The organism is Sphingomonas faeni (assembly GCF_040407505.1).
Classification (GTDB): Bacteria; Pseudomonadota; Alphaproteobacteria; order Sphingomonadales; family Sphingomonadaceae; genus Sphingomonas; species Sphingomonas faeni_E.
The window spans coordinates 1-17,974 of sequence record NZ_JAPZPQ010000010.1 but is presented as its reverse complement, the minus strand read 5'-3'; the positions used below and the strand labels follow the sequence as shown (position 1 = coordinate 17,974).

19 protein-coding genes and 2 tRNA genes are annotated in these 17,974 nt (G+C 64.2%); 11 read left to right on the top strand and 10 right to left on the bottom strand.

Annotation, left to right across the window (positions count from 1 at the left end; genetic code table 11):
• Positions 1-20 precede the first annotated feature (20 nt).
• A complete protein-coding gene (gene glsA / locus O6X71_RS19685) occupies positions 21-944 on the bottom strand; it encodes a glutaminase A (RefSeq protein ID WP_353467368.1) in 924 nt (307 codons plus the stop codon).
• Between the two features lie 166 nt (positions 945-1,110).
• Here glsA and O6X71_RS19680 point away from each other — a divergent pair, with 166 nt between their 5' ends.
• The 4 genes from O6X71_RS19680 to O6X71_RS19665 all read left to right on the top strand — a co-directional run bounded on the left by O6X71_RS19680 (position 1,111) and on the right by O6X71_RS19665 (position 3,364).
• Positions 1,111-1,440 carry a low molecular weight protein tyrosine phosphatase family protein gene (locus O6X71_RS19680; RefSeq protein ID WP_353467367.1) on the top strand — a complete coding sequence of 110 codons (330 nt, stop codon included), beginning with the start codon at positions 1,111-1,113 and terminating at the stop codon, positions 1,438-1,440.
• A gap of 181 nt (positions 1,441-1,621) precedes the next feature.
• The gene (locus tag O6X71_RS19675) at positions 1,622-1,846 is read left to right on the top strand and encodes a helix-turn-helix transcriptional regulator (RefSeq protein WP_353467366.1); all 225 of its coding nucleotides are present in this window, start codon (positions 1,622-1,624) and stop codon (positions 1,844-1,846) included.
• A 337-nt stretch (positions 1,847-2,183) separates the two neighbouring features.
• The gene (locus O6X71_RS19670; RefSeq protein ID WP_353467365.1) at positions 2,184-3,074 is read left to right on the top strand and encodes a hypothetical protein; all 891 of its coding nucleotides are present in this window, start codon (positions 2,184-2,186) and stop codon (positions 3,072-3,074) included.
• Entirely contained in the window at positions 3,068-3,364 is a 297-nt protein-coding gene (locus O6X71_RS19665) for an STAS-like domain-containing protein (RefSeq protein WP_353467364.1), read from the top strand. Before O6X71_RS19670 ends, O6X71_RS19665 begins: the two co-directional genes overlap by 7 nt.
• Positions 3,365-3,498: 134 nt before the next feature.
• Here O6X71_RS19665 and O6X71_RS19660 read toward each other — a convergent pair.
• Positions 3,499-3,574: transfer RNA gene (locus O6X71_RS19660), tRNA-Ala, on the bottom strand.
• 236 nt (positions 3,575-3,810) lie between these two features.
• On the opposite strand from O6X71_RS19660, the gene O6X71_RS19655 reads away from it, so the two are divergent.
• Positions 3,811-5,106, top strand: coding sequence for a DUF2171 domain-containing protein (locus tag O6X71_RS19655; protein ID WP_353467363.1), 1,296 nt, complete (start codon positions 3,811-3,813; stop codon positions 5,104-5,106).
• Between the two features lie 141 nt (positions 5,107-5,247).
• Positions 5,248-6,237: an NADP-dependent oxidoreductase gene (locus O6X71_RS19650; protein WP_353467362.1), complete on the top strand. Its 990-nt coding sequence runs from the start codon at positions 5,248-5,250 to the stop codon at positions 6,235-6,237.
• A 187-nt stretch (positions 6,238-6,424) separates the two neighbouring features.
• Here the strand turns inward: O6X71_RS19650 and O6X71_RS19645 are convergent, their stop codons facing one another.
• The 6 genes from O6X71_RS19645 to O6X71_RS19620 are packed head-to-tail and all read right to left on the bottom strand — an operon-like array spanning position 6,425 to position 11,546.
• Positions 6,425-7,393 carry a magnesium and cobalt transport protein CorA gene (locus O6X71_RS19645; protein WP_333928462.1) on the bottom strand — a complete coding sequence of 323 codons (969 nt, stop codon included), beginning with the start codon at positions 7,391-7,393 and terminating at the stop codon, positions 6,425-6,427.
• Positions 7,394-7,431: 38 nt separating this feature from the next.
• Positions 7,432-8,226, bottom strand: a complete 795-nt coding sequence (locus O6X71_RS19640; protein WP_353467361.1) for a MetQ/NlpA family ABC transporter substrate-binding protein — start codon at positions 8,224-8,226, stop codon at positions 7,432-7,434.
• A gap of 8 nt (positions 8,227-8,234) precedes the next feature.
• Positions 8,235-8,897, bottom strand: a complete 663-nt coding sequence (locus O6X71_RS19635) for a methionine ABC transporter permease (protein ID WP_353467360.1) — start codon at positions 8,895-8,897, stop codon at positions 8,235-8,237.
• Positions 8,894-9,628 carry a methionine ABC transporter ATP-binding protein gene (locus tag O6X71_RS19630; protein ID WP_353467359.1) on the bottom strand — a complete coding sequence of 245 codons (735 nt, stop codon included), beginning with the start codon at positions 9,626-9,628 and terminating at the stop codon, positions 8,894-8,896. Before O6X71_RS19630 ends, O6X71_RS19635 begins: the two co-directional genes overlap by 4 nt.
• Positions 9,625-10,641, bottom strand: a complete 1,017-nt coding sequence (locus tag O6X71_RS19625) for an LLM class flavin-dependent oxidoreductase (RefSeq protein ID WP_353467358.1) — start codon at positions 10,639-10,641, stop codon at positions 9,625-9,627. Before O6X71_RS19625 ends, O6X71_RS19630 begins: the two co-directional genes overlap by 4 nt.
• Positions 10,641-11,546, bottom strand: a complete 906-nt coding sequence (locus O6X71_RS19620) for an ATP-grasp domain-containing protein (protein ID WP_353467357.1) — start codon at positions 11,544-11,546, stop codon at positions 10,641-10,643. Before O6X71_RS19620 ends, O6X71_RS19625 begins: the two co-directional genes overlap by 1 nt.
• Positions 11,547-11,660: 114 nt before the next feature.
• Between O6X71_RS19620 and O6X71_RS19615 the strand changes: the two genes are divergently transcribed.
• Complete coding sequence (locus O6X71_RS19615; RefSeq protein WP_353467356.1) at positions 11,661-12,281, top strand: peptidylprolyl isomerase; 621 nt, start codon at positions 11,661-11,663, stop codon at positions 12,279-12,281.
• Positions 12,282-12,513: 232 nt separating this feature from the next.
• On the opposite strand, the gene O6X71_RS19610 is transcribed toward O6X71_RS19615, so the two are convergent.
• Positions 12,514-13,398, bottom strand: coding sequence for a diacylglycerol/lipid kinase family protein (locus tag O6X71_RS19610; protein ID WP_192974499.1), 885 nt, complete (start codon positions 13,396-13,398; stop codon positions 12,514-12,516).
• A gap of 92 nt (positions 13,399-13,490) precedes the next feature.
• On the opposite strand from O6X71_RS19610, the gene hemB reads away from it, so the two are divergent.
• The 3 genes from hemB to O6X71_RS19595 are packed head-to-tail and all read left to right on the top strand — an operon-like array spanning position 13,491 to position 17,252.
• A complete protein-coding gene (hemB, locus tag O6X71_RS19605) occupies positions 13,491-14,483 on the top strand; it encodes a porphobilinogen synthase (protein WP_133031746.1) in 993 nt (330 codons plus the stop codon).
• Entirely contained in the window at positions 14,480-15,019 is a 540-nt protein-coding gene (locus O6X71_RS19600) for a GNAT family N-acetyltransferase (protein ID WP_353467355.1), read from the top strand. The genes hemB and O6X71_RS19600 overlap by 4 nt, the downstream gene beginning before the upstream one ends.
• Complete coding sequence (locus O6X71_RS19595) at positions 15,012-17,252, top strand: spermidine synthase (protein WP_353467354.1); 2,241 nt, start codon at positions 15,012-15,014, stop codon at positions 17,250-17,252. The genes O6X71_RS19600 and O6X71_RS19595 overlap by 8 nt, the downstream gene beginning before the upstream one ends.
• A gap of 42 nt (positions 17,253-17,294) precedes the next feature.
• On the opposite strand, the gene O6X71_RS19590 is transcribed toward O6X71_RS19595, so the two are convergent.
• Positions 17,295-17,804: a hypothetical protein gene (locus tag O6X71_RS19590; RefSeq protein WP_353467353.1), complete on the bottom strand. Its 510-nt coding sequence runs from the start codon at positions 17,802-17,804 to the stop codon at positions 17,295-17,297.
• Positions 17,805-17,898: 94 nt separating this feature from the next.
• Between O6X71_RS19590 and O6X71_RS19585 the strand changes: the two genes are divergently transcribed.
• A tRNA-Arg gene (locus O6X71_RS19585) sits at positions 17,899-17,972 on the top strand.
• Positions 17,973-17,974 lie beyond the last annotated feature (2 nt).

Below are 17,974 nucleotides of genomic sequence, written 5' to 3'. Positions count from 1 at the left end.
CATGTGCGGAGGCGCTCCTTTCAGTCGACCGGTGGACCAAAGACGGACCAGCCGGTGCGCGCGTTGAGCATCTCGAGCGCACGCACGCCGAGCATCGAATTGCCGTGCTGGTCCAGATTGGGCGACCACACCGCAATCGAGGCAATGCCGGGCGCGATCGCCAGGATGCCGCCGCCAACGCCGCTCTTGGCGGGAAGGCCGACACGGACGGCGAAGTCGCCCGAACCGTCGTAATGGCCGCACGTCATCATCAGCGCGAGCGTCGTTCGCATGCGCTTGGCGCGATCGTCCGTAGCGTTGGCAGCCATGCGCGTATCGGCCAGGTAGCATCCGGCCTGTGCAAGCCCGACGCAATCCACGCTGACGGCGCACTGCCGCGCATAAGCGTCCATGATCGCGTCGATCGGCGAGCAGACATTGTCGTGATGCATCATAAAATGAAGCATCGCGCGGTTGAGGTCGCCGCCCTCGTTCAATACCTCCGGGTCGAGCATCACCGCCGCTTTCGACGTAGCATCTTTGATCCCGCCCTTCACGAGATCGAGCACGGCATCCCGGGCACTATCGCCGAACTGCTCGACCAGCATGTCGACGACGACCAACGCGCCGGCGTTGATGAACGGATTGCGCGGAATGCCTTGGGTTCGCTCAAGATCGATCACCGAGTTGAACGGATCGCCCGAGGGCTCGCGCCCGACTCGTTCGAACACCGTATCGCCAAGCTTCTCCAGCGCCAGGCTGAGCGCAAAAACCTTCGAGATGCTCTGGATCGGGAAGGTTTCGGGTGATCCTGCCCGGATCAACGAGCCATCGACCATCGCGATCGCCATCCCGAACGGTCCGGGTGTTAGACCGGGCGTCTTTGCGTCCGCCGCGTTCTCGACAGCCTTTGCGTCGGCCTGGATCTCGGCGGCGATTTCGGTGGAGATCTGGTCGAGTTTCATTGCTGCGTGGCTCCCTGTGAGGCTCGACAACGATCCCGCGGCGTTCGGTCTCCCTCATGTCCTCCTGCTGGGCGAGCGGTCGCCATAGACGTATGATGCGTGCCACGACGATGCCGACCGATACGCGGTCGTGATCGAAAATAAGTCGACCTTGAGGTGCGGTTGAGTGAAGAAGATTCTGTTCGTGTTCAGTCAAAACCGCCTCCGCAGCCCGACCGCCGAACAGGTCTTCGCGTCGCGCCCCGATCTCGAGGTCGACTCCGCTGGTACGAACAACGATGCCGAGAACCTGCTGACCTCGGAGCTGGTCAGGTGGGCCGATGTCATCGTCGTGATGGAGAAAATCCACCGCAGGAAGTTGCAGCAACGGTTTCGATCGTCGCTCAACGGTAAGCGCATGATCTGCCTCGACATACCGGACGACTATGCGTTCATGGACCCGGCATTGATAAAGCTTCTGCACGCCCGGCTGGATCGCCACCTCCCCGTTAGCTAATGATCCGACCTCAGGCGCTGGCAGGGGCACCGGACATTGAGAAGTGATAGGCGCGATCCGTCTTGACGATGTTACCGATCGGGATCTTGAGGCTCCTTAATTGAACCCCATGTCTTTTATTCCCGATCGGGAAGAATGGTTTGTCGTGTCGAGGCGGGTATCCGCTATCTTCCCGATCAGGATGATATTTAAAAGCTTCGCCACGACGCACGAACTTGGCGCCGCAGTCCGCGCCGCCCGCAAGGCGCAAGGCCTGCGCCAGGAGGAACTCGCCGGTGTCGCGGGCGTGGGCACGCGGTTCGTAATCAAGCTCGAAGCGGGCAAGCCGACGATCCAGCTTGGTAAGGCGATGGCGGTACTTTCCGCACTCGGGTTGATGTTGAGCCTCGATGGTCTGGAGCCTTGACCGACCGCGCGCTTGTCGTGTGATGGGATACAATCCACTTGTGGCATAAGCGCCGAGCGTGGCCGAAGCGCAGATCGATGCAACTACCGGACACAGCAAGCAGGGGGGGCAGGTGCAAGCTATACCCATGTGCGCCCCGAAAGAACCTGCGCGAAGTCACTGCTTTGACAGAGGCGTTCTGGGAGCCGGCAGGCGAGTTCACCGATTCTCATGTGCGTTATAAACATGATGCCAACGTCGTTGCGCTGGCGGCCAATCGACTACGGCGTTGAGTTGAGGAAAGCGGTCCGAACGGCATAAGGTTGATGCCTCGGTGATGTCACTATACGCAGCGGGCATGAACACGATCGTGTCCCTCCCACCCTACTTTAATTTCGGTACTTTGTACTGGTTCACAAGGCCGGTCATTAATTCGGAAGGTGAGCCAATAAGTGAATTCGTAACTTTCGATTTCAGAGGCCTTCGGTTCATTGACGGATCGGGCTTAACGGTGTTCTGCAACACGATTGAGTGGCTTATTGCTTGTGGAGTCGGCGTACATTTCACGAACCACGACGAAGCCAACAAGGTACCGATATCCTATTTAGATTCGTGCGGCTTTTTCCGCCAATATCTGGGCTGCGCCTTAGACTCGTCGTGTGCCGTTCGATCCACGACGCTACCTTTTGAGCGAGTAGAGTTGGCACATTCGTTTGGCTGGCTAGAGTATACATTTGCCCCGTGGATAAGCAGAGTGCTAGGTGTCGTTCCGGAAGCCGTCGGGAGTATCCGCACATGCGTCGGCGAAATCTTCAATAACATACGTGATCATTCTGCCCTGAATATTGGTTTCGTTCATGCTCAGCATTATCCAAAGTTAGGCGACGTCAGGGTGACCCTATCGGATTTTGGGAGAGGGATACCGTCCACGATTCGTGAACGGGTCGGGCCAATGAATGATGCAGCGGCGATTTTGCAGGCCTCCCGCGCGGGCGTGTCTGCGATGAGTCGGCCTAACAATCGAGGGGTCGGACTAGATCTGCTGATTGATAACGTCACTGCCAATCAGGGTGAGGTGACCATATATTCATTTTCCGGGCGGCTTTTTGCTAAACGTGGTAGTGATGGCCGACCGGAACGGATCGCCACACTGGGGAACGGGAGTTACCCTGGAACGCTGGTGGATATCCGTCTCAGGACAGATTGCTTTGTAGGAGACGACGTAAGTCGGGAGGAATTGGAATGGTAATAGTAGCTCTGGATCATGTCCCGCACTGTTACACTCACGAGGACGGAGCGGTAATTTACGGCCTCGTAGCCTCCGCCCTTACGCGGGAACCACGCGTCACCCTATCGCTGGCCGGTGTCACGGATGTCCCATCTTCGTTTGTGAATGCAGCATTGGTGCCGCTTCTGGATCGTTACGAGTTCGACGAAATCAAGCAGCGACTGGTAATAACCGATGCCACGCGGATCATCGCGGACGTTGTTCGGCGGTGCTTCGGAGCGGCAACTCGGCCACCTCGCGTAGTAGCTTAAGTCGCGATTATGCCTTGCCGACAGGGACACCCTATAAGTGAGATGCAATACCAGCATGATGCCAGGGTGGTTGTAGAGACCTCAACGCGGGTATAGCTGATTACGACATGCCGAATAATTTGAGTATCTTGCGCTGGTGGAGCCGAAGGGAATCGAACCCTTGACCTCTGCAGTGCGATTGCAGCGCTCTCCCATCTGAGCTACGGCCCCGCGCAGTTGGCCATAGGCCAGGATGGTGATCTAGCGGCTCGATTTGGGCGTTGCAACCGGGTTGGTGCGACCGCGCCAACTGACCTCCGGCGCGTCGTCGCAACGCAGCGTCGTGTCGCCGTCAAGCCGCCGCAATCGCAGGAACATTCCGCCAGTTTGGCGCTTGTAGTCCTCGGAATGTACGACCCCGCGATCGACGGGGCCGGCAGCCGCAGGACAGCAATTAGGAGGTTCCTATGGTCTACGAACGCAACACCCGAGATCGCCAGTCGGGCGACTATTACGGTCGGCCGAATTCGAACGATTACGGTCGCGATTTCCGCGCAGACGGTGGCGGCTATGGTCGTTCCAGCGCGCGTGAATATGAAGCCGCCGGCGAATATGATCGCGACGACAACCGTGGCGGCCGCGGCCAGGGATATCAGGGGCGTGACGACCAGGGACGCGGCGACCAATATGGTCGCGAGCAAGGTGGTCGTGATTATTACGGCGGCCACAATGACCGCTCGCAACCCTCGGGCGGCGATCGCTATGGCCAGTCGCGTTACGGCCAGGGATATGGCCAGCAGGATTACGGGCAGCAGGGCTATGGCCAGCAGCGCTCCGGCCAGGGCTATGGGCAACAGTCCTACGGCCAGCGCAGCCAGGGTTCGGGCGATACAGAATATCACGGCAGCTATGCATCGGACGGCCGCCGCTTCGAGGACGTAGGTCGCAACCGCGACGCCGATGACGATAACCGCAACTTCTCGCGCGGCGGCAGCCGAAACGAGGGGCGTGACTATGGTCGCCAGCCACAGGGCTATGACTATGACGATCGTGGGTTCATCGCGCGCGCAGGCGACGAAGTTCGCTCGTGGTTCGGTGACGATGAGGCCGAGCGCCGCCGCGAAGCCGATGCGCGCTATGACGAGCGGTCCTATGGCAACTCCGATAACCGCGCGTTCGGCAATCGGTCGTCGAACACGCATGACGACCATTACCATAGCTGGCGTAGCACGCAGATCGCAGCGCTTGACCGTGATTATGACGAGTATCGCAACGAGAACCGCTCGAAGTTCGAAAACGAGTTCTCGTCGTGGCGCAATGAGCGCCAGGGTCAGCGTAGCTCGCTGTCGCAGGTTACCGAGCATATGGAAGTGGTCGGGTCTGACGGCAGCCATGTCGGCACGGTCGACAAGGTGAAGGGCGACCGGATCCTGCTGACCAAGAACGACCGCGATGCGGGCGGTGTGCACCATTCGATCCCGTCGCGCTGGATCAAGACCGTCGACGGCAAGGTGACGCTGTCGAAGTCGGCCGATGAGGCCAAGGCGGCGTGGAAGGAAGAAGAGCGCAACTCGGCGATGTTCGACTACGGCGATCGCACCGGCGGCGACAAGAAGGATGTCGGCACCAGCGGTTATGCTTCGAGCTCGCAGACGGGTAGCACCGGGACCGGCACGGCATCGACCACGGGCACGACCACCGGCGGCACCACCACTGGCACAACGTCGGACGCGCTCGGCAAGTCGGGTTCGACCACGTACTAACTTGTTGAAAGCGTTGGCTGGCGTCGCATGATGTCAGCCGGAAAGGGGCCCGGGCGGACACGTCCGGGCCTTTTTGTAGGTTGCGTTGAGTGTGTGTTTCGCCATACCCGCAACACGAATAATCAAGACAGGAGCAAGTTTATGGCCCGTGCATGGAGCCTGAAGGCACGTCCGCAAGGCATGCCGAAGCATACCGACTTCGCCATGATTGATCTCGACACGGCCGCGCTCGGCGCCGGCGAGGTGCGGATCGCCAATCGCTGGCTGTCGGTCGACCCGTACATGCGCGGGCGAATGAACGACGTGAAAAGCTATGTCCCGCCGTTCGCGTTGGGCGAGGCGATGCAGGGCGGCGCGGTCGGCGAAGTGGTCGAGAGCAACGACGACGGCATCAAGGTCGGCGACATGGTGCTGCACATGGGGGGGTGGCGCGACGAGGCGGTGATCCCCGCCGCACAGGTGCAGAAGCTGCCCGCGCTCGACGTGCCTCCGCAGGCGTTTCTGGGTCAGCTCGGCATGCCGGGGATGACCGGGTATTTTGGCCTGCTCCAGGTCGCCGAAGCCAAGGCTGGCGACACGGTGTTCGTGTCGGCGGCGGCGGGTGCGGTCGGATCGACCGTCGTACAGGTCGCCAAGGCCAAGGGCATGACGGTGATCGGGTCGGCCGGCGGCGCGGAGAAATGCGCGTGGGTGAAGTCGCTCGGTGCGGATGCGGTGATCGACTATAAGAGCGACGTGCCGGTGGTGAAGGCGCTCGGCGAGGCTGCTCCGAAAGGTATCGACGTGTATTTCGACAACGTCGGCGGCGAGCATCTCGACGCGGCGCTGGCGCATGCGAACATGCATGCGCGGTTCGCGGTGTGCGGGATGATCGACGTGTACAACAGCGGCGCGGCGACGCAGCTGAAGTATCTCGCGCGGCTGATCGGTAACCGCGTGCAGATCCGCGGGTTTATCGTCAGCGACTACATGAATCGCGCCGAGGAGTTCTACAAGGACATGGGCGGGATGCTGGCGGCGGGGACGCTGAAGCGTCAGGAGACGGTGCACGAGGGGCTCGAGACGATGCCGGATGCGTTCCTGGGGTTGTTCTCTGGTGGGAATACGGGGAAGATGCTCGTTAAGGTTTGAGCTTACCTTCTTCCATTCCAGTACCTACCCCCCCCCCCCCGGCGGAGGCCGGGGTCCAATTGGAAAGGTCGCAGTAACGGAGCGTAACGCCCGTCATTGGCGGCCCCCAATTGGGCCCCGGCCTTCGCCGGGGGGGAAGCAGTATCTGACCACCCGACTGAAATGACGATCAGGTCGATCCGCGGGTCTACAGCCACTTCGCCTGTTTGAACTTCACGTACAGCGCGGCGCAGACGACCGCGATCACGCCCAGCACGACGAAATACCCGTATTCCGTCTTCAGCTCGGGCATGTTCTCGAAGTTCATGCCGTAGATCCCGGCGATCGCGGTGGGGACGGCGAGGATCGCGGCCCAGGCGGCGAGCTGGCGGGTGATCGCGCCGGTGCGTTGTTGTTCGAGCAGGTTGCTGAATTCGAACACCGACGTCAGCACTTCGCGCAGGCCCTCGACCATCGTCTGGACGCGGCGGACGTGATCGAGCACGTCGCTGAAATACGGTTTCGCCTCGGTGTCGATGCAGGGGAGGTCGAGGCGGACGATCTTGCCCGCGACCTCGCCCATGGGTCCGAGGATGCGCTGGAAGCGGATCATCTCGCGTCGGAGCCCGAAGATGCGGACGATCTCGTCACGGCCGAGAAACGCGTCGATCGTGCGTTGTTCCATCGCCAGCACCTCGTCCTCGATGCTTTCGACGATCGGGAGATAGCCGTCGACGACGTAGTCGAGAATCGCGTGGAGGACGTAATCGACGCCGTTGATCAGCAACGTAGGCGCGGCTTCGAGCTGTTCGCGGAGTGCCTTGTGCGAGCGTGCCGAGCCGTGGCGGACGCTGATGATGTGACTGTGGCCGACGAAGATCGCGGTTTCGCCATATGCGATCTTGTCGTCCTCGAGCTGGGCGGTGCGGGCGACGACGAAGAGCTGATCGCCATAGACGTCGACCTTGGGCAGCTGGTCAGCCTTGATCGCGTCCTCCACAGCCAGCGGGTGAAGGTTATACTGGTCCTTCAGCGTCCGCATCTCGGCGTCGGTCGGGTCGCAGATGCCGATCCAGACGAACTCGGAGCGATCCGCGGGGCAATCGACCTTTTCGTCGATCGAGACCGCGCGGACGCGTTTGCCATGGCGATAGAGATACGCGGCGACGACCGTCATGGAGCCTCAGGGATTACGCTAACGAGGCCGCGCCGGTATCAGAACGCCGGGAGCACCGCACCTCGATAATGCTGTTCGATGAAGGTCTTGGTCGCCGGGCTGCGCAACGCGGCGATCAGTTTCACGACGCGCGTGTCCTTCTCGCCGCCCGGCAGGCCGACGACGAAATTGACGTAGGGGCTGTTCTTGTCCTCGATCGCGAGCGCGTCGCGGACCGGGTTGAGCTTCGCGTCGAGCGCATAGTTGGTGTTGATCAGCGCGAGATCGACCTCGCCGAGCGTGCGGGGCAGGGTGGCGCCCTCCAGTTCCTTGAACTGCAGGTTCTTCGGGTTGGTGGCGATGTCGTTGAGGCTCGACAACGGATTGGTCGGGTTCTTCAGCGTGATCAGCCCGGCCTTCTGCAGCAGCAGCAGCGCGCGGCCACCGTTGCTCGGCTCGTTCGGGATCGCGACCGTCGCGCCGTTCGGGATCTGCGCGATCGACTTCCACTTGCGCGAATAGGCGCCGAGCGGTTCGACGTGGACGCCGGCATAGGTCACCAGATGCGTGCCGCGTGAAGCGTTGAACTCGTCGAGATACGGCTTGGTCTCGAAATAGCTGACGTCGATCTGCTTCTGCTCGACCTGGAGGTTGGGCTGGACGTAGTCGTTGAAGACGCGGATCTGGAGGTCGACGCCTTCCTTGGCGAGCGTCGGCTTGATCGACTCCAGGATTTCGGCATGCGGCACGGCGGTCGCGGCGACGGTCAGCGTCTTGCCGTCGTTGGTTTTGGTGCCACCGCAGGCGGCGAGCGCGAGCAGCGAGAACGAGGCGAGCAAAATGCGGCGGTTCATGGCGATTCCTAGCGGCGGGTGAAGTGGCGGGCGAGCGCGTCGCCGGCATATTGGATGATCTGGACGAGCACGACCAGCAGCACGACGGTGACGACCATCACGTCGGTCTGGAAACGCTGATAGCCGAACCGGATCGCGAGATCGCCGAGGCCCCCTGCGCCAACCACGCCCGCCATCGCGGTGAACGAGACGAGCGCGACCGCGGTGACGGTGGCGCCTGCGATAAGGCCGGGCAGCGCCTCGGGGATCAGCGCGCCGGTGACGATCTGGCGCGTGGTGGCGCCCATCGCCTGCACCGCCTCGATCGTGGTGCGGTCGACTTCCTTGAGCGATCCTTCGACGAGGCGCGCGTAGAACGGCGCCGCGCCGACGACGAGCGGCGGGATCGCGCCGGCGACGCCTAGCGAGGTGCCGACGAGCATCACGGTGAGCGGGATCATCACGATCAGAAGGATGATGAAGGGGACCGAGCGAAGGATGTTGACGATGATCCCGAGCACGGCGTTGGCGATTCGGTTCTGCGACAGGCGGCCGCGGTCGGTGAGGTAGAGCAGGACACCGAGCGGCAGGCCGAACACGATCGTGAGGATCAGCGATCCGCCGAGCATGATCAGCGTGTCGAGGCACGCCTGGCCGATGTCCGACCAGTCGATGTTGGCGAAGAAGCTCATGCCGCCAGCGCCGCCAGCATGCGCCGTGTCGCGGGGTGAGTGGCGTTGGCGAAGATGGCGGTAACCTCGCCGGTTTCGACGATGCGGCCGCGTTCGAGGACGGCGACGCGGTCGCAGACATAGCGGACGACGTCCATTTCGTGCGTGATCAGGACAATCGTCAGGCCGAGGTCTCGGTTCAGCTCTCGGAGAAGGGTGAGGACCGAGCGGGTGGTTTCGGGATCCAGCGCGCTGGTCGCTTCGTCGCAGAGCAGGATGTCGGGGTCGGTGGCGAGCGCGCGGGCTATGCCGACGCGCTGTTTCTGGCCGCCGGAGAGTTGGGCAGGGTATTTGGCGGCGTGATCGGCCAGGCCTACGCGGTCGAGCAGTGCGGCTACCTTGGTCTCGCGTTCGGCTTTGGATACGCCCGCGAGCACGAGCGGGAACGCCACGTTTGCCGCGACCGTGCGCGACGACAGCAGGCCGAAGTTCTGGAAGATCATGCCGATCCGGCGGCGCAGCGCGCGCAGGTCCGCCGCCGACAGTGCCGCGACGTCGACGCCATCGACCTCGACCCGGCCCAACGTCGGGCGTTCGAGCGCGTTGATAAGGCGGATCAGCGTCGACTTGCCTGCGCCGGACTGGCCGATGACGCCGAATACGCCGCGCGCCGGGATTTCCAGCGATACGCCGTCTAGGGCCGCCGCTTCGCTTGCCGGGTAGGTTTTAACGACGTCGGTGAGGCGGATCATGCGGTGCCCATGACCTGCGCGGCGAACCGCTCCATTTCCTCGGCCTGCGGGCTCATCTGGAGCAGCAGCAGGTCGAGACCGGCGGCTTCGTACTCCGCGACACGCTCCTTCAACTGCTCGGGCGTGCCGACCAGATTAGGACGCAGGCCGCGGTTGGAGACGGAGTATTCCTGGATCTTCAGCTCGCGTTCGAGCTGCGTGCCCGACAGCCACTGGTCGAAATTCGCATAGCCCGCGGGGAGTTCGGTGACGCTGGTGATGCGTTCGAGCTCGCGCTTAGCCTCGGCTTCGCTGTCGCGGACGATCGCGTAGGCGGCCATGCCGTATTGCATCGGCGCGCCGCCAGCTGCTTCGCGTCGCGCGGCCATGTCGGCGATCTTCGGGGCGATAGCGTCGGCGGGGTCGCCGTGCATGACATAGGCGTCGCACTGCGCGGCGATCATCGCCTTGGCCTTCTCGCTTTCGCCGCCGGCGTAGACGGTCGGGCGCTTGGCGGGCTTGGGCGAGCAGATCGCCTGTTCGGTGGTGTAGAACTGGCCCGCGAAGTCGAACCGCTTCTGCGTCCACAGCCCGTCGACGACGGTCAGCCACTCGGCGGTGCGCGCGTAGCGATCGTCGTGCTGGTCGAACTGGAGGCCGTATTGCTTCGCCTCGTCCGCCCACCAGGACGACACGACGTTGAGCGCCAGCCGCCCGCCCGAGATCCGGTCGATGTTCGCCGCCGCCTTGGCGAACAGCGCGGGGTGGTGGAAGTTCGGGCGGACCGCGACCATCAGCTCGATGTTGTCGGTCACCGCCGCCAGCGCCGCCGCGGTCGACCATGCATCGAGTGCGGGCTGTTCGATACCCTTGATGTCGTTGAGGTTCAGCTCGGCGATCAGCGTCAGGTCGTAGCCCCAGCGCTCGGCATTCTGCGTCAGCGCCTTGGTGTAGGCCCAGCTCGCCTCCATGCCCTCGTCGGGGACGTTGCGAAGCCAGCCGCCGAAGACGGGAGTCCAGTAACCATAGCGCATCAGCGGGCCTTTTCGATTTGTTCGATCAGGTAATCGACGAGGCGGTCGTGCGGATCCCAGCCGAGCATTTCGAGGGGCTTGGCGACGAAGTTCGACAGTGCGTTGATGTCGTAGAAGCGCGCGACGCCGTCGCGGTCGTCGATCATTACTTCCACGCCGCCGACGTCGAGATCGACCGCGCGGGCGATCGCTTCGGCGGCGCCCTTCAAGGTCTGCGAGGGCTCGACCGCGGCCATCTTGATGCCCGAGCCGGGGACGACGCACGCATCTGCCGGGCAGAGATCGAATGCGCCGCCGCCTGCGACTTCGATCGCGTAGAGGAACTTGCGGTCGAGCGTCTCGATCCGGGTGATCGCGCCGTCGCGGACGGGAACGTATTCCTGGACCAGCAGCACGCCGTCGACGCTGCTTGGGAGGCCGGCGTCGGCTACGGCGGTGCGCAACTCTTCGAGGCTGTCGAAGCGGATTATGCCGGCGCCCGATCCGCCGATGTTCGCCTTCACGACCAATGGGAAGCGGAGCGTCTGCGCGGCCGGGACGACGTCGGCGGCGCGGTGGACGACGCGCGTCTCGGGGATTGCGAGGCCGAGCGAGGCGATCAGCGACAATTGCCGCGCCTTGGAGGCGTCGATCGCGAGGACGTCTGTGCCGTTGATCACGCGCGCGCCGGTGCGGCGCCAATGATCGAGCATCGCCATCGTGTCGAAGATCGGATGCTCGTCGTTGCGCAGGAAGCTCGACATCGCGATGCGGTTGAAGACGATGGGGGCGGGGGCGCTCTGGTCGGCGGGGTTCCAGAAGCCGTCGGGTTTGGCGCGCGAGAAGTCGACGCCACGGCGATCGAGGGCGGCGAACAGCGGTTCGAACCAGAGCGGGTGCTCGTAGAGAATGGCGAGATCGGTCATCGCTTCCCGGATACGCATTGCGTGCGGGCGTGCAAACCCAAGCAAAACTTTGCCGCGCGCAATATCGTGTCGCGGGGCCGCTGACAGCGAGTGGAGGACGCGGTAGCGTGGGGTATGATTTCCAGATTCGTCACGCTCGCTCTTGCCGTCCTCGGCGCGGTTTCCGTCTCCGCGCAGGAGGCTCCGCCGGCGTCGCCGCCCGTTGCTCCTGCGACCGTCTCGATCGTGATGACGACGAGCGAGGGGCCGATCACGCTGGCGCTGGAGAAGGAGCGTGCGCCGCTGACGACTTCGAACTTCCTGCGGTATGTCGACCAGAAGCGGCTCGACGGGGTGACGTTCTACCGGGCGATGAAGCTGGGGGCGGACGCTGGGTTGATCCAGGGCGGGCCGCAGGGCGAGGTGAAGCGGTTGTTGCCGCCGGTGAAGCATGAGCCGACCAGCCAGACCGGGCTGTCGCATGTCGATGGGACGATCTCGATGGCACGGTTTGCGCCGGGGAGCGCTACGGCGGATTTCTTCATCACGGTCGGGCCGGTGTTATCGCTCGATGCTAATCCGGCGGGGAGTGGGGATACGGCGGGGTTCGCGGCGTTTGGGCATGTGGTGGAGGGGATGGACGTGGTGAAGCGCATTCTTGCTGCGCCGACGTCGCCGACTGCCGGGGTTGGGGTGATGAAGGGGCAGATGATCGCTGCGCCGGTTAAGATTTTGACGGTGCGGCGGGCGAAGTAAGGCCACCCAGTTCCACCCCGGCGGAGGCCGGGGCCCAATTGGGGAACGTTGCTAACGTAGGACCGCCAGCGGTTACTCCGGCCTGTCCAATTGGGCCCCGGCCTTCGCCGGGGTGGTGTGAGGATAGGTCACCCCTCCACTAAATTGTTTCCCCGCGAAGGCGGGTACCCAGTCTGGGCTCCCGCCTTCGCGGGAGAACAAGGGGGTGGGTGGTGCCGCTAGTCGAGGGCCCTCAGGCGGGCGCCATAACTCGGATGATCCCAGCCGCGACCTTTGCCGTTACCGGCGTCTTCGCCAGCACCTCGCCATCGATCGAGATCGGCAACGGCGGGATCGTGTTGATTTTCAGGCTCTTCCCCCGAAAATCGCGCACCTTTTCGTGGCGGGACTCGAGCCGGAACACGCTGGCATACCAGTTCTGCACCAGTCGCCGCTTCACATGCCCCATCACCGCCTGCACGACGATCTCGCCCGAATCGACCGCCGCCGCGTCGACCAGCTCGGTGCCGCCGTGATACGGCCCGTTCGAGATCCGCACCTCGACGACGCGGATCTTTACCGCGGTCGGGCCCTCGCCGACGATCAGCGTGAACGGGCGGAAGCGCATGTATTGATACGTCGCCCACGCCAGATAGCCGACCTTGCCGAAGATCTTCTTCAACCCGTGCGGGACCGTCTCGGCGATCTTCGGACTGATGCCCATCGCCGCGCAGTTCGCGAAATAATCGCCGTCGATCATGCCGAGATCGATGCGACGTGGCTTGCCGGTCCGGATCACCTCCACCGCGCCCTCGATATTCAGCGGAATGCCGAGCGTGCGGGCGAAACTGTTGGCGGTGCCGAGCGGCAGGACGCCAAGGATCACGTCGTGACCCACCATCAAGTCGACCAACCCGCTGACCGTACCGTCGCCGCCGCCGAGGATCAGCAGGTCCGGCTTCTTCGCGAGCGCCCGCAATACCGTCGCCTCCAGGTCCTTCGGATCCTCGACGGCATGCGCGTCGACCTCATAGGGCAGCCCCGACATCGCCGCACACGCGCGCTTGAACAGCTTCTGGCCCTTGCGCGACTTGGCATTGACGACGAGCGCGGCGGACGTGATCGTATCGTTCGACATAAGGCCCCCAACGCACGGCATGCGGTTTCGCACCCGTAACGCTTCTCCCGTAAAACTTGATCCGTCGCCGCGCATCCCGCAAAGCCCGCCGCATGACCGCAAGCTATCCCGCGCTTCGCCTTCGTCGCACCCGCGCCTCCGCCTGGAGCCGCCGCCTCCATGCCGAGACCGTGCTGACTCCCGCCGACCTGATCTGGCCGCTGTTCGTGACCGAGGGAGCCGGCGTCGAGCAACCGATCGCCAGCCTGCCCGGCGTGTCGCGCTGGTCGGTCGACGGGATCGTCGCGCGGGGGCGCGAGGCGCGCGACCTCGGCATCCCGTGCATCGCGCTATTCCCGTACACGCAGGTCGAGCGCCGGACCGAGGACGGGCGGGAGGCGCTCAACCCCGACAACCTGATGTGCCAAGCAATCCGTGCGCTGAAAGACGCGGCGCCCGAGGTCGGCGTGCTGACCGACGTCGCGCTCGATCCCTATACGAGCCACGGCCATGACGGGCTGGTCGACGCGGCTGGCTATGTCGTCAACGACACGACCGCCGAGATGCTCGTCGCGCAGGCGCTCAACCAGGCGAACGCGGGCGCCGATATCATCGCGCCGTCGGACATGATGGACGGCCGGATCGGCATGATCCGCAGCGCGCTCGAGGCGGAGTCGCACCACAACGTCCAGATCATGTCCTACGCGGCCAAGTACGCCAGCGCGTTCTATGGCCCGTTCCGCGATGCGGTCGGTTCGCGGGGGCTGCTGAAGGGCGACAAGAAGACGTACCAGATGGACAACGCCAATGCCGAAGAGGCCTTGCGCGAGGTCGCGATGGACCTGGCGGAGGGCGCCGACACGGTGATGGTCAAGCCCGGCCTGCCGTATCTCGACATCATCGTCCGCGTGCGACAGGCGTTCGAGGTGCCGGTGTTCGCGTACCAGGTGTCGGGCGAATACGCGATGATCGAGCACGCCGTCGCAGCTGGCGCGGCGGAGCGCGACGTGATGGTGCTCGAGACGCTGATGTCGTTCAAGCGCGCCGGCTGCTCGGGTGTGCTGACCTATCACGCGGCGCATGCGGCGAAATTGCTCGGCGGATGATCGAGACCGAACGGCTGATCTTGCGCGGCTGGCGTGATGACGATGCCGCCTTGCATCATGCGATGTGCGCCGATTCGGCAGTGATGGCGTATCTGGGGTCGGCGCCGTCGCCGGCCGACTCCGTCGCGGTGGTGGCACGCCAAAAGGCGATGTTCGCCGACTATGGCGCGTGCTTCTGGGCGCTCGAACGACGGGATACCGGCGGGTTCATCGGCTGGTGCGGGATCAAGCCGGGCCCGGTCGGTACGCCGATCGAGGGGAAACCCGAGATCGGCTGGAGCCTTGTCCAGACCGAGTGGGGGCAGGGCTATGCGCGGGAGGCCGCGGAGGCTTCCCTCGCCTGGAGTTGGCGTGAGATGGACTTGCCGACGGTCTGGGCGATCACCGTCCCGGCAAACGCGGCCAGCCGCGCGCTCATGGAGCGGCTCGGGATGACCCGCGTGGTCGACGGCGATTTCGATCACCCGAAGCTCGCCGAAGATGACCCGCTTCGCCGCCACATCCTCTACCGGATCGACTGCCCCGCTTATGTCTGAGACCGTATCGATCGAAGACCAGCCGCTGATGGCGCGCTGGTGCCGGACGATGTTCGTGGCGACGATCCTGACGGGGTCGTTCCTGCTGTTCCTCGTCCAGCCGATGGTGGCGCGGATGGCGTTGCCGCGGCTGGGGGGCGCGCCGGCGGTGTGGAACTCGGCGATGCTGGTGTACCAGGCGTTGCTGCTCGCGGGCTATGCGTATGCGCATTGGCTCGGACGTGTCCGACCGCGGGCGCAGGCGGCGATCCACCTTGGGGTGCTGATCGCTGCGGCGTTGTGGTTGCCGATCGGGTTGATCGCCATGGACCTGCCGGCGGACGCGTTGCCGGCCTTGTGGGTGCCATGGCTGCTCGGATTGTCGATCGGGCCGTTGTTTTTTGCGGTATCCGCGCAGGCGCCGCTGATCCAGCGCTGGTTCAGTGCGGCGAGTGGCGGCGGCGATCCGTATGCGCTGTATGCCGCGTCGAACCTCGGCAGTTTCGCGGGGCTGATCGCGTACCCGTTGCTGGTCGAGCCGCTGATGGCGGTGCACGGCCAGAGCTTGTTGTGGAGCGGCGGGTATCTGCTGCTGATCGTGCTGGTGCTCGCCTGCGCCACGCGTCTGCCGAAGACCGCAGCAGTCGATCATGTTGCCGCAACCAGCGCGCCGCCGGGCGCGCGGCGGATCGCGCATTGGATCGGGTTGGCGCTCGTGCCGTCGGGAATGATGCTGGCGACGTCGACCTATATCACCACCGATATCGTTGCGATGCCGCTGCTATGGGTGATCCCGCTCGGGCTGTATCTGCTGAGCTTCAGCGTGGCGTTTGCGAACGATCGCTGGCTCGCCGACCTGCTGACGCGGATCGCGCCGATCACGATCCTGCTGTTCGGCGGGGTCATCATGGGCGGGGTCAACGAGCGGCCGTTCTTCAGCGCGGGGATCGCGCTGGTGCTGTTGTTCATGATCTCGGTGGCGCTGCACACGGCACTGTATCGCAAGCGGCCGGCGCCCGATCGACTGACCGGCTTCTATCTTGCGATGTCGGCGGGTGGGGCACTTGGCGGCGTGTTCGCTGCGCTGGTGGCGCCGGTGGTGTTCGACTGGACGTATGAGTATCCGCTGCTGATCCTCGCGGCGGGCGCGCTCGTGCCGCAGATGTATCTGTTCGGACGGTTCCGCGCGCTGTGGATGGGCAAGGGACCGGCGAAACACGTCGCGTTGCTCGCGATCGTCTGCGCGTTGGTCATCCTTACCGGGTTGCGGATCGGCAATCCCGATGGCGTGTTCGGCGAGGGGCGGCAGGGCCTCGTCTTCCTGGTGATAGCGGCGATCGGATTCGTCGCGATCGGCGCGCGGCGGCCGTACATGGTCGTACTGGCGGGTGCGTTGGTACTGTTCGGCGGGTATCGGTCGCTCGAGTTCTCGCTCGATCCGGGCGCGCGGGTGCGGAGTTATTTCGGCGTCTATACCGTGCGCAACACGCCGGGGCCGAACGGCGGCACGCGCGAACTCGATCATGGGACAACGGTGCACGGCATCCAGTTGCGCGGTTCGCCTGAGCGCGAGCGGACGCCGACGACCTATTACGCGGTCGGATCGGGCGTGGGGCAGGCGATGCGAGCCGCGCCTGCCTTGTACGGCCCGCAGGCGCGGATCGGTGTGGTCGGGCTCGGGACGGGGACGCTTTCCTGCTACGCCCGACCGGGGCAGCGCTGGCGGTTCTACGAGATCGACCCGGCCGTGGTACGGATCGCGCGCGATACCGGGCAGTTCACCTATCTGTCGCGGTGCCTGCCCAAGTCGGAAATCCGGATGGGCGATGCGCGGATCGCGCTGTCGCATGATGCGGCGGATAGTCTCGACCTGCTCGCGCTCGATGCGTTCTCTTCGGATTCGGTACCGATGCACCTGATGACGCGCGAGGCGTTCGCGACCTATGGCCGGGTGCTGTCGCGAAACGGCCTGTTGCTGGTGCACATCTCCAACCGGTTCATCGATCTGGAGCCGGTGATCGCGGCGGCGGCGCGCGAGGGCGGGTGGAGTGCGGTCGAGCTGAAATACCGCCCGTCGAGCTTGCTGGTCGATCGGGCATCGGCGTCGGACTGGGCGGCGTTGTCGCGCGATCCGCGTGCGATTGCCGCGTTGCGAGCGGGTGATGTTGAGTGGGCGCCGCTGGTGCCGCGCAAGGGCTTCACCGCATGGACTGACGATTATTCGACGATCCTGCCGTTGCTGAAGGGGTTCTAGCCGTCTGATCCTCCTCCCTGTCGGCAGAGGATCAGCAACGGATCAAGCGGCTGGGAGGCTTGCCTGGATGCGCGTGATCGTGGCGCCTTGGCGATCGTTTTCCGCCTGTGCCTTGTCGCGGATCGCGGCCAGCGCGGGATAGTCGGGCTGCAGCTTGGCGGCGCGGTCGGTGGCGCGTTGCTCGATATCGGTCACTAGTGCGGACGATTGTGCGCGCCAGTCGTCGAGACCGGCGAGAGCGGTTTGGGCCGCGAGCCATGCGTCGCTGCCGACTGCGGCGCCGCGTGCGGTCCGTGCGAGGGCCTCGGTCTTGGCTGCGTCGCGCGTGAAGCCGGCGGCAATCGCATCGAGCTTGCCCGAGATTGTCCGGAGATCCGCATCGAGCGCTGGATCGGGCGCGGCCACCGCGGTCTTCACCTCGGGCTCGGCGAATCCGAGCTTCTCGACCGGGCGCAAGCCGAGCGACGGATAGGCGGTGGTATCCTTGCTGCACGCGGACGCCGCGAGCAGGGCGAGTAGCGACAGCGAGCGGAGCGGAGCGGCGAGTTTCATGCTCGCCGCTCTATGCGTCCGCGCCGCGCGACACAACTTTATCGCGGCAAACCCTTGCGCCCCCGAAAATGCCTGCTATCAGCGCCCCTCCAGTGCACCCATAGCTCAGCTGGATAGAGCATCAGACTACGAATCTGAGGGTCGGGCGTTCGAATCGCTCTGGGTGCACC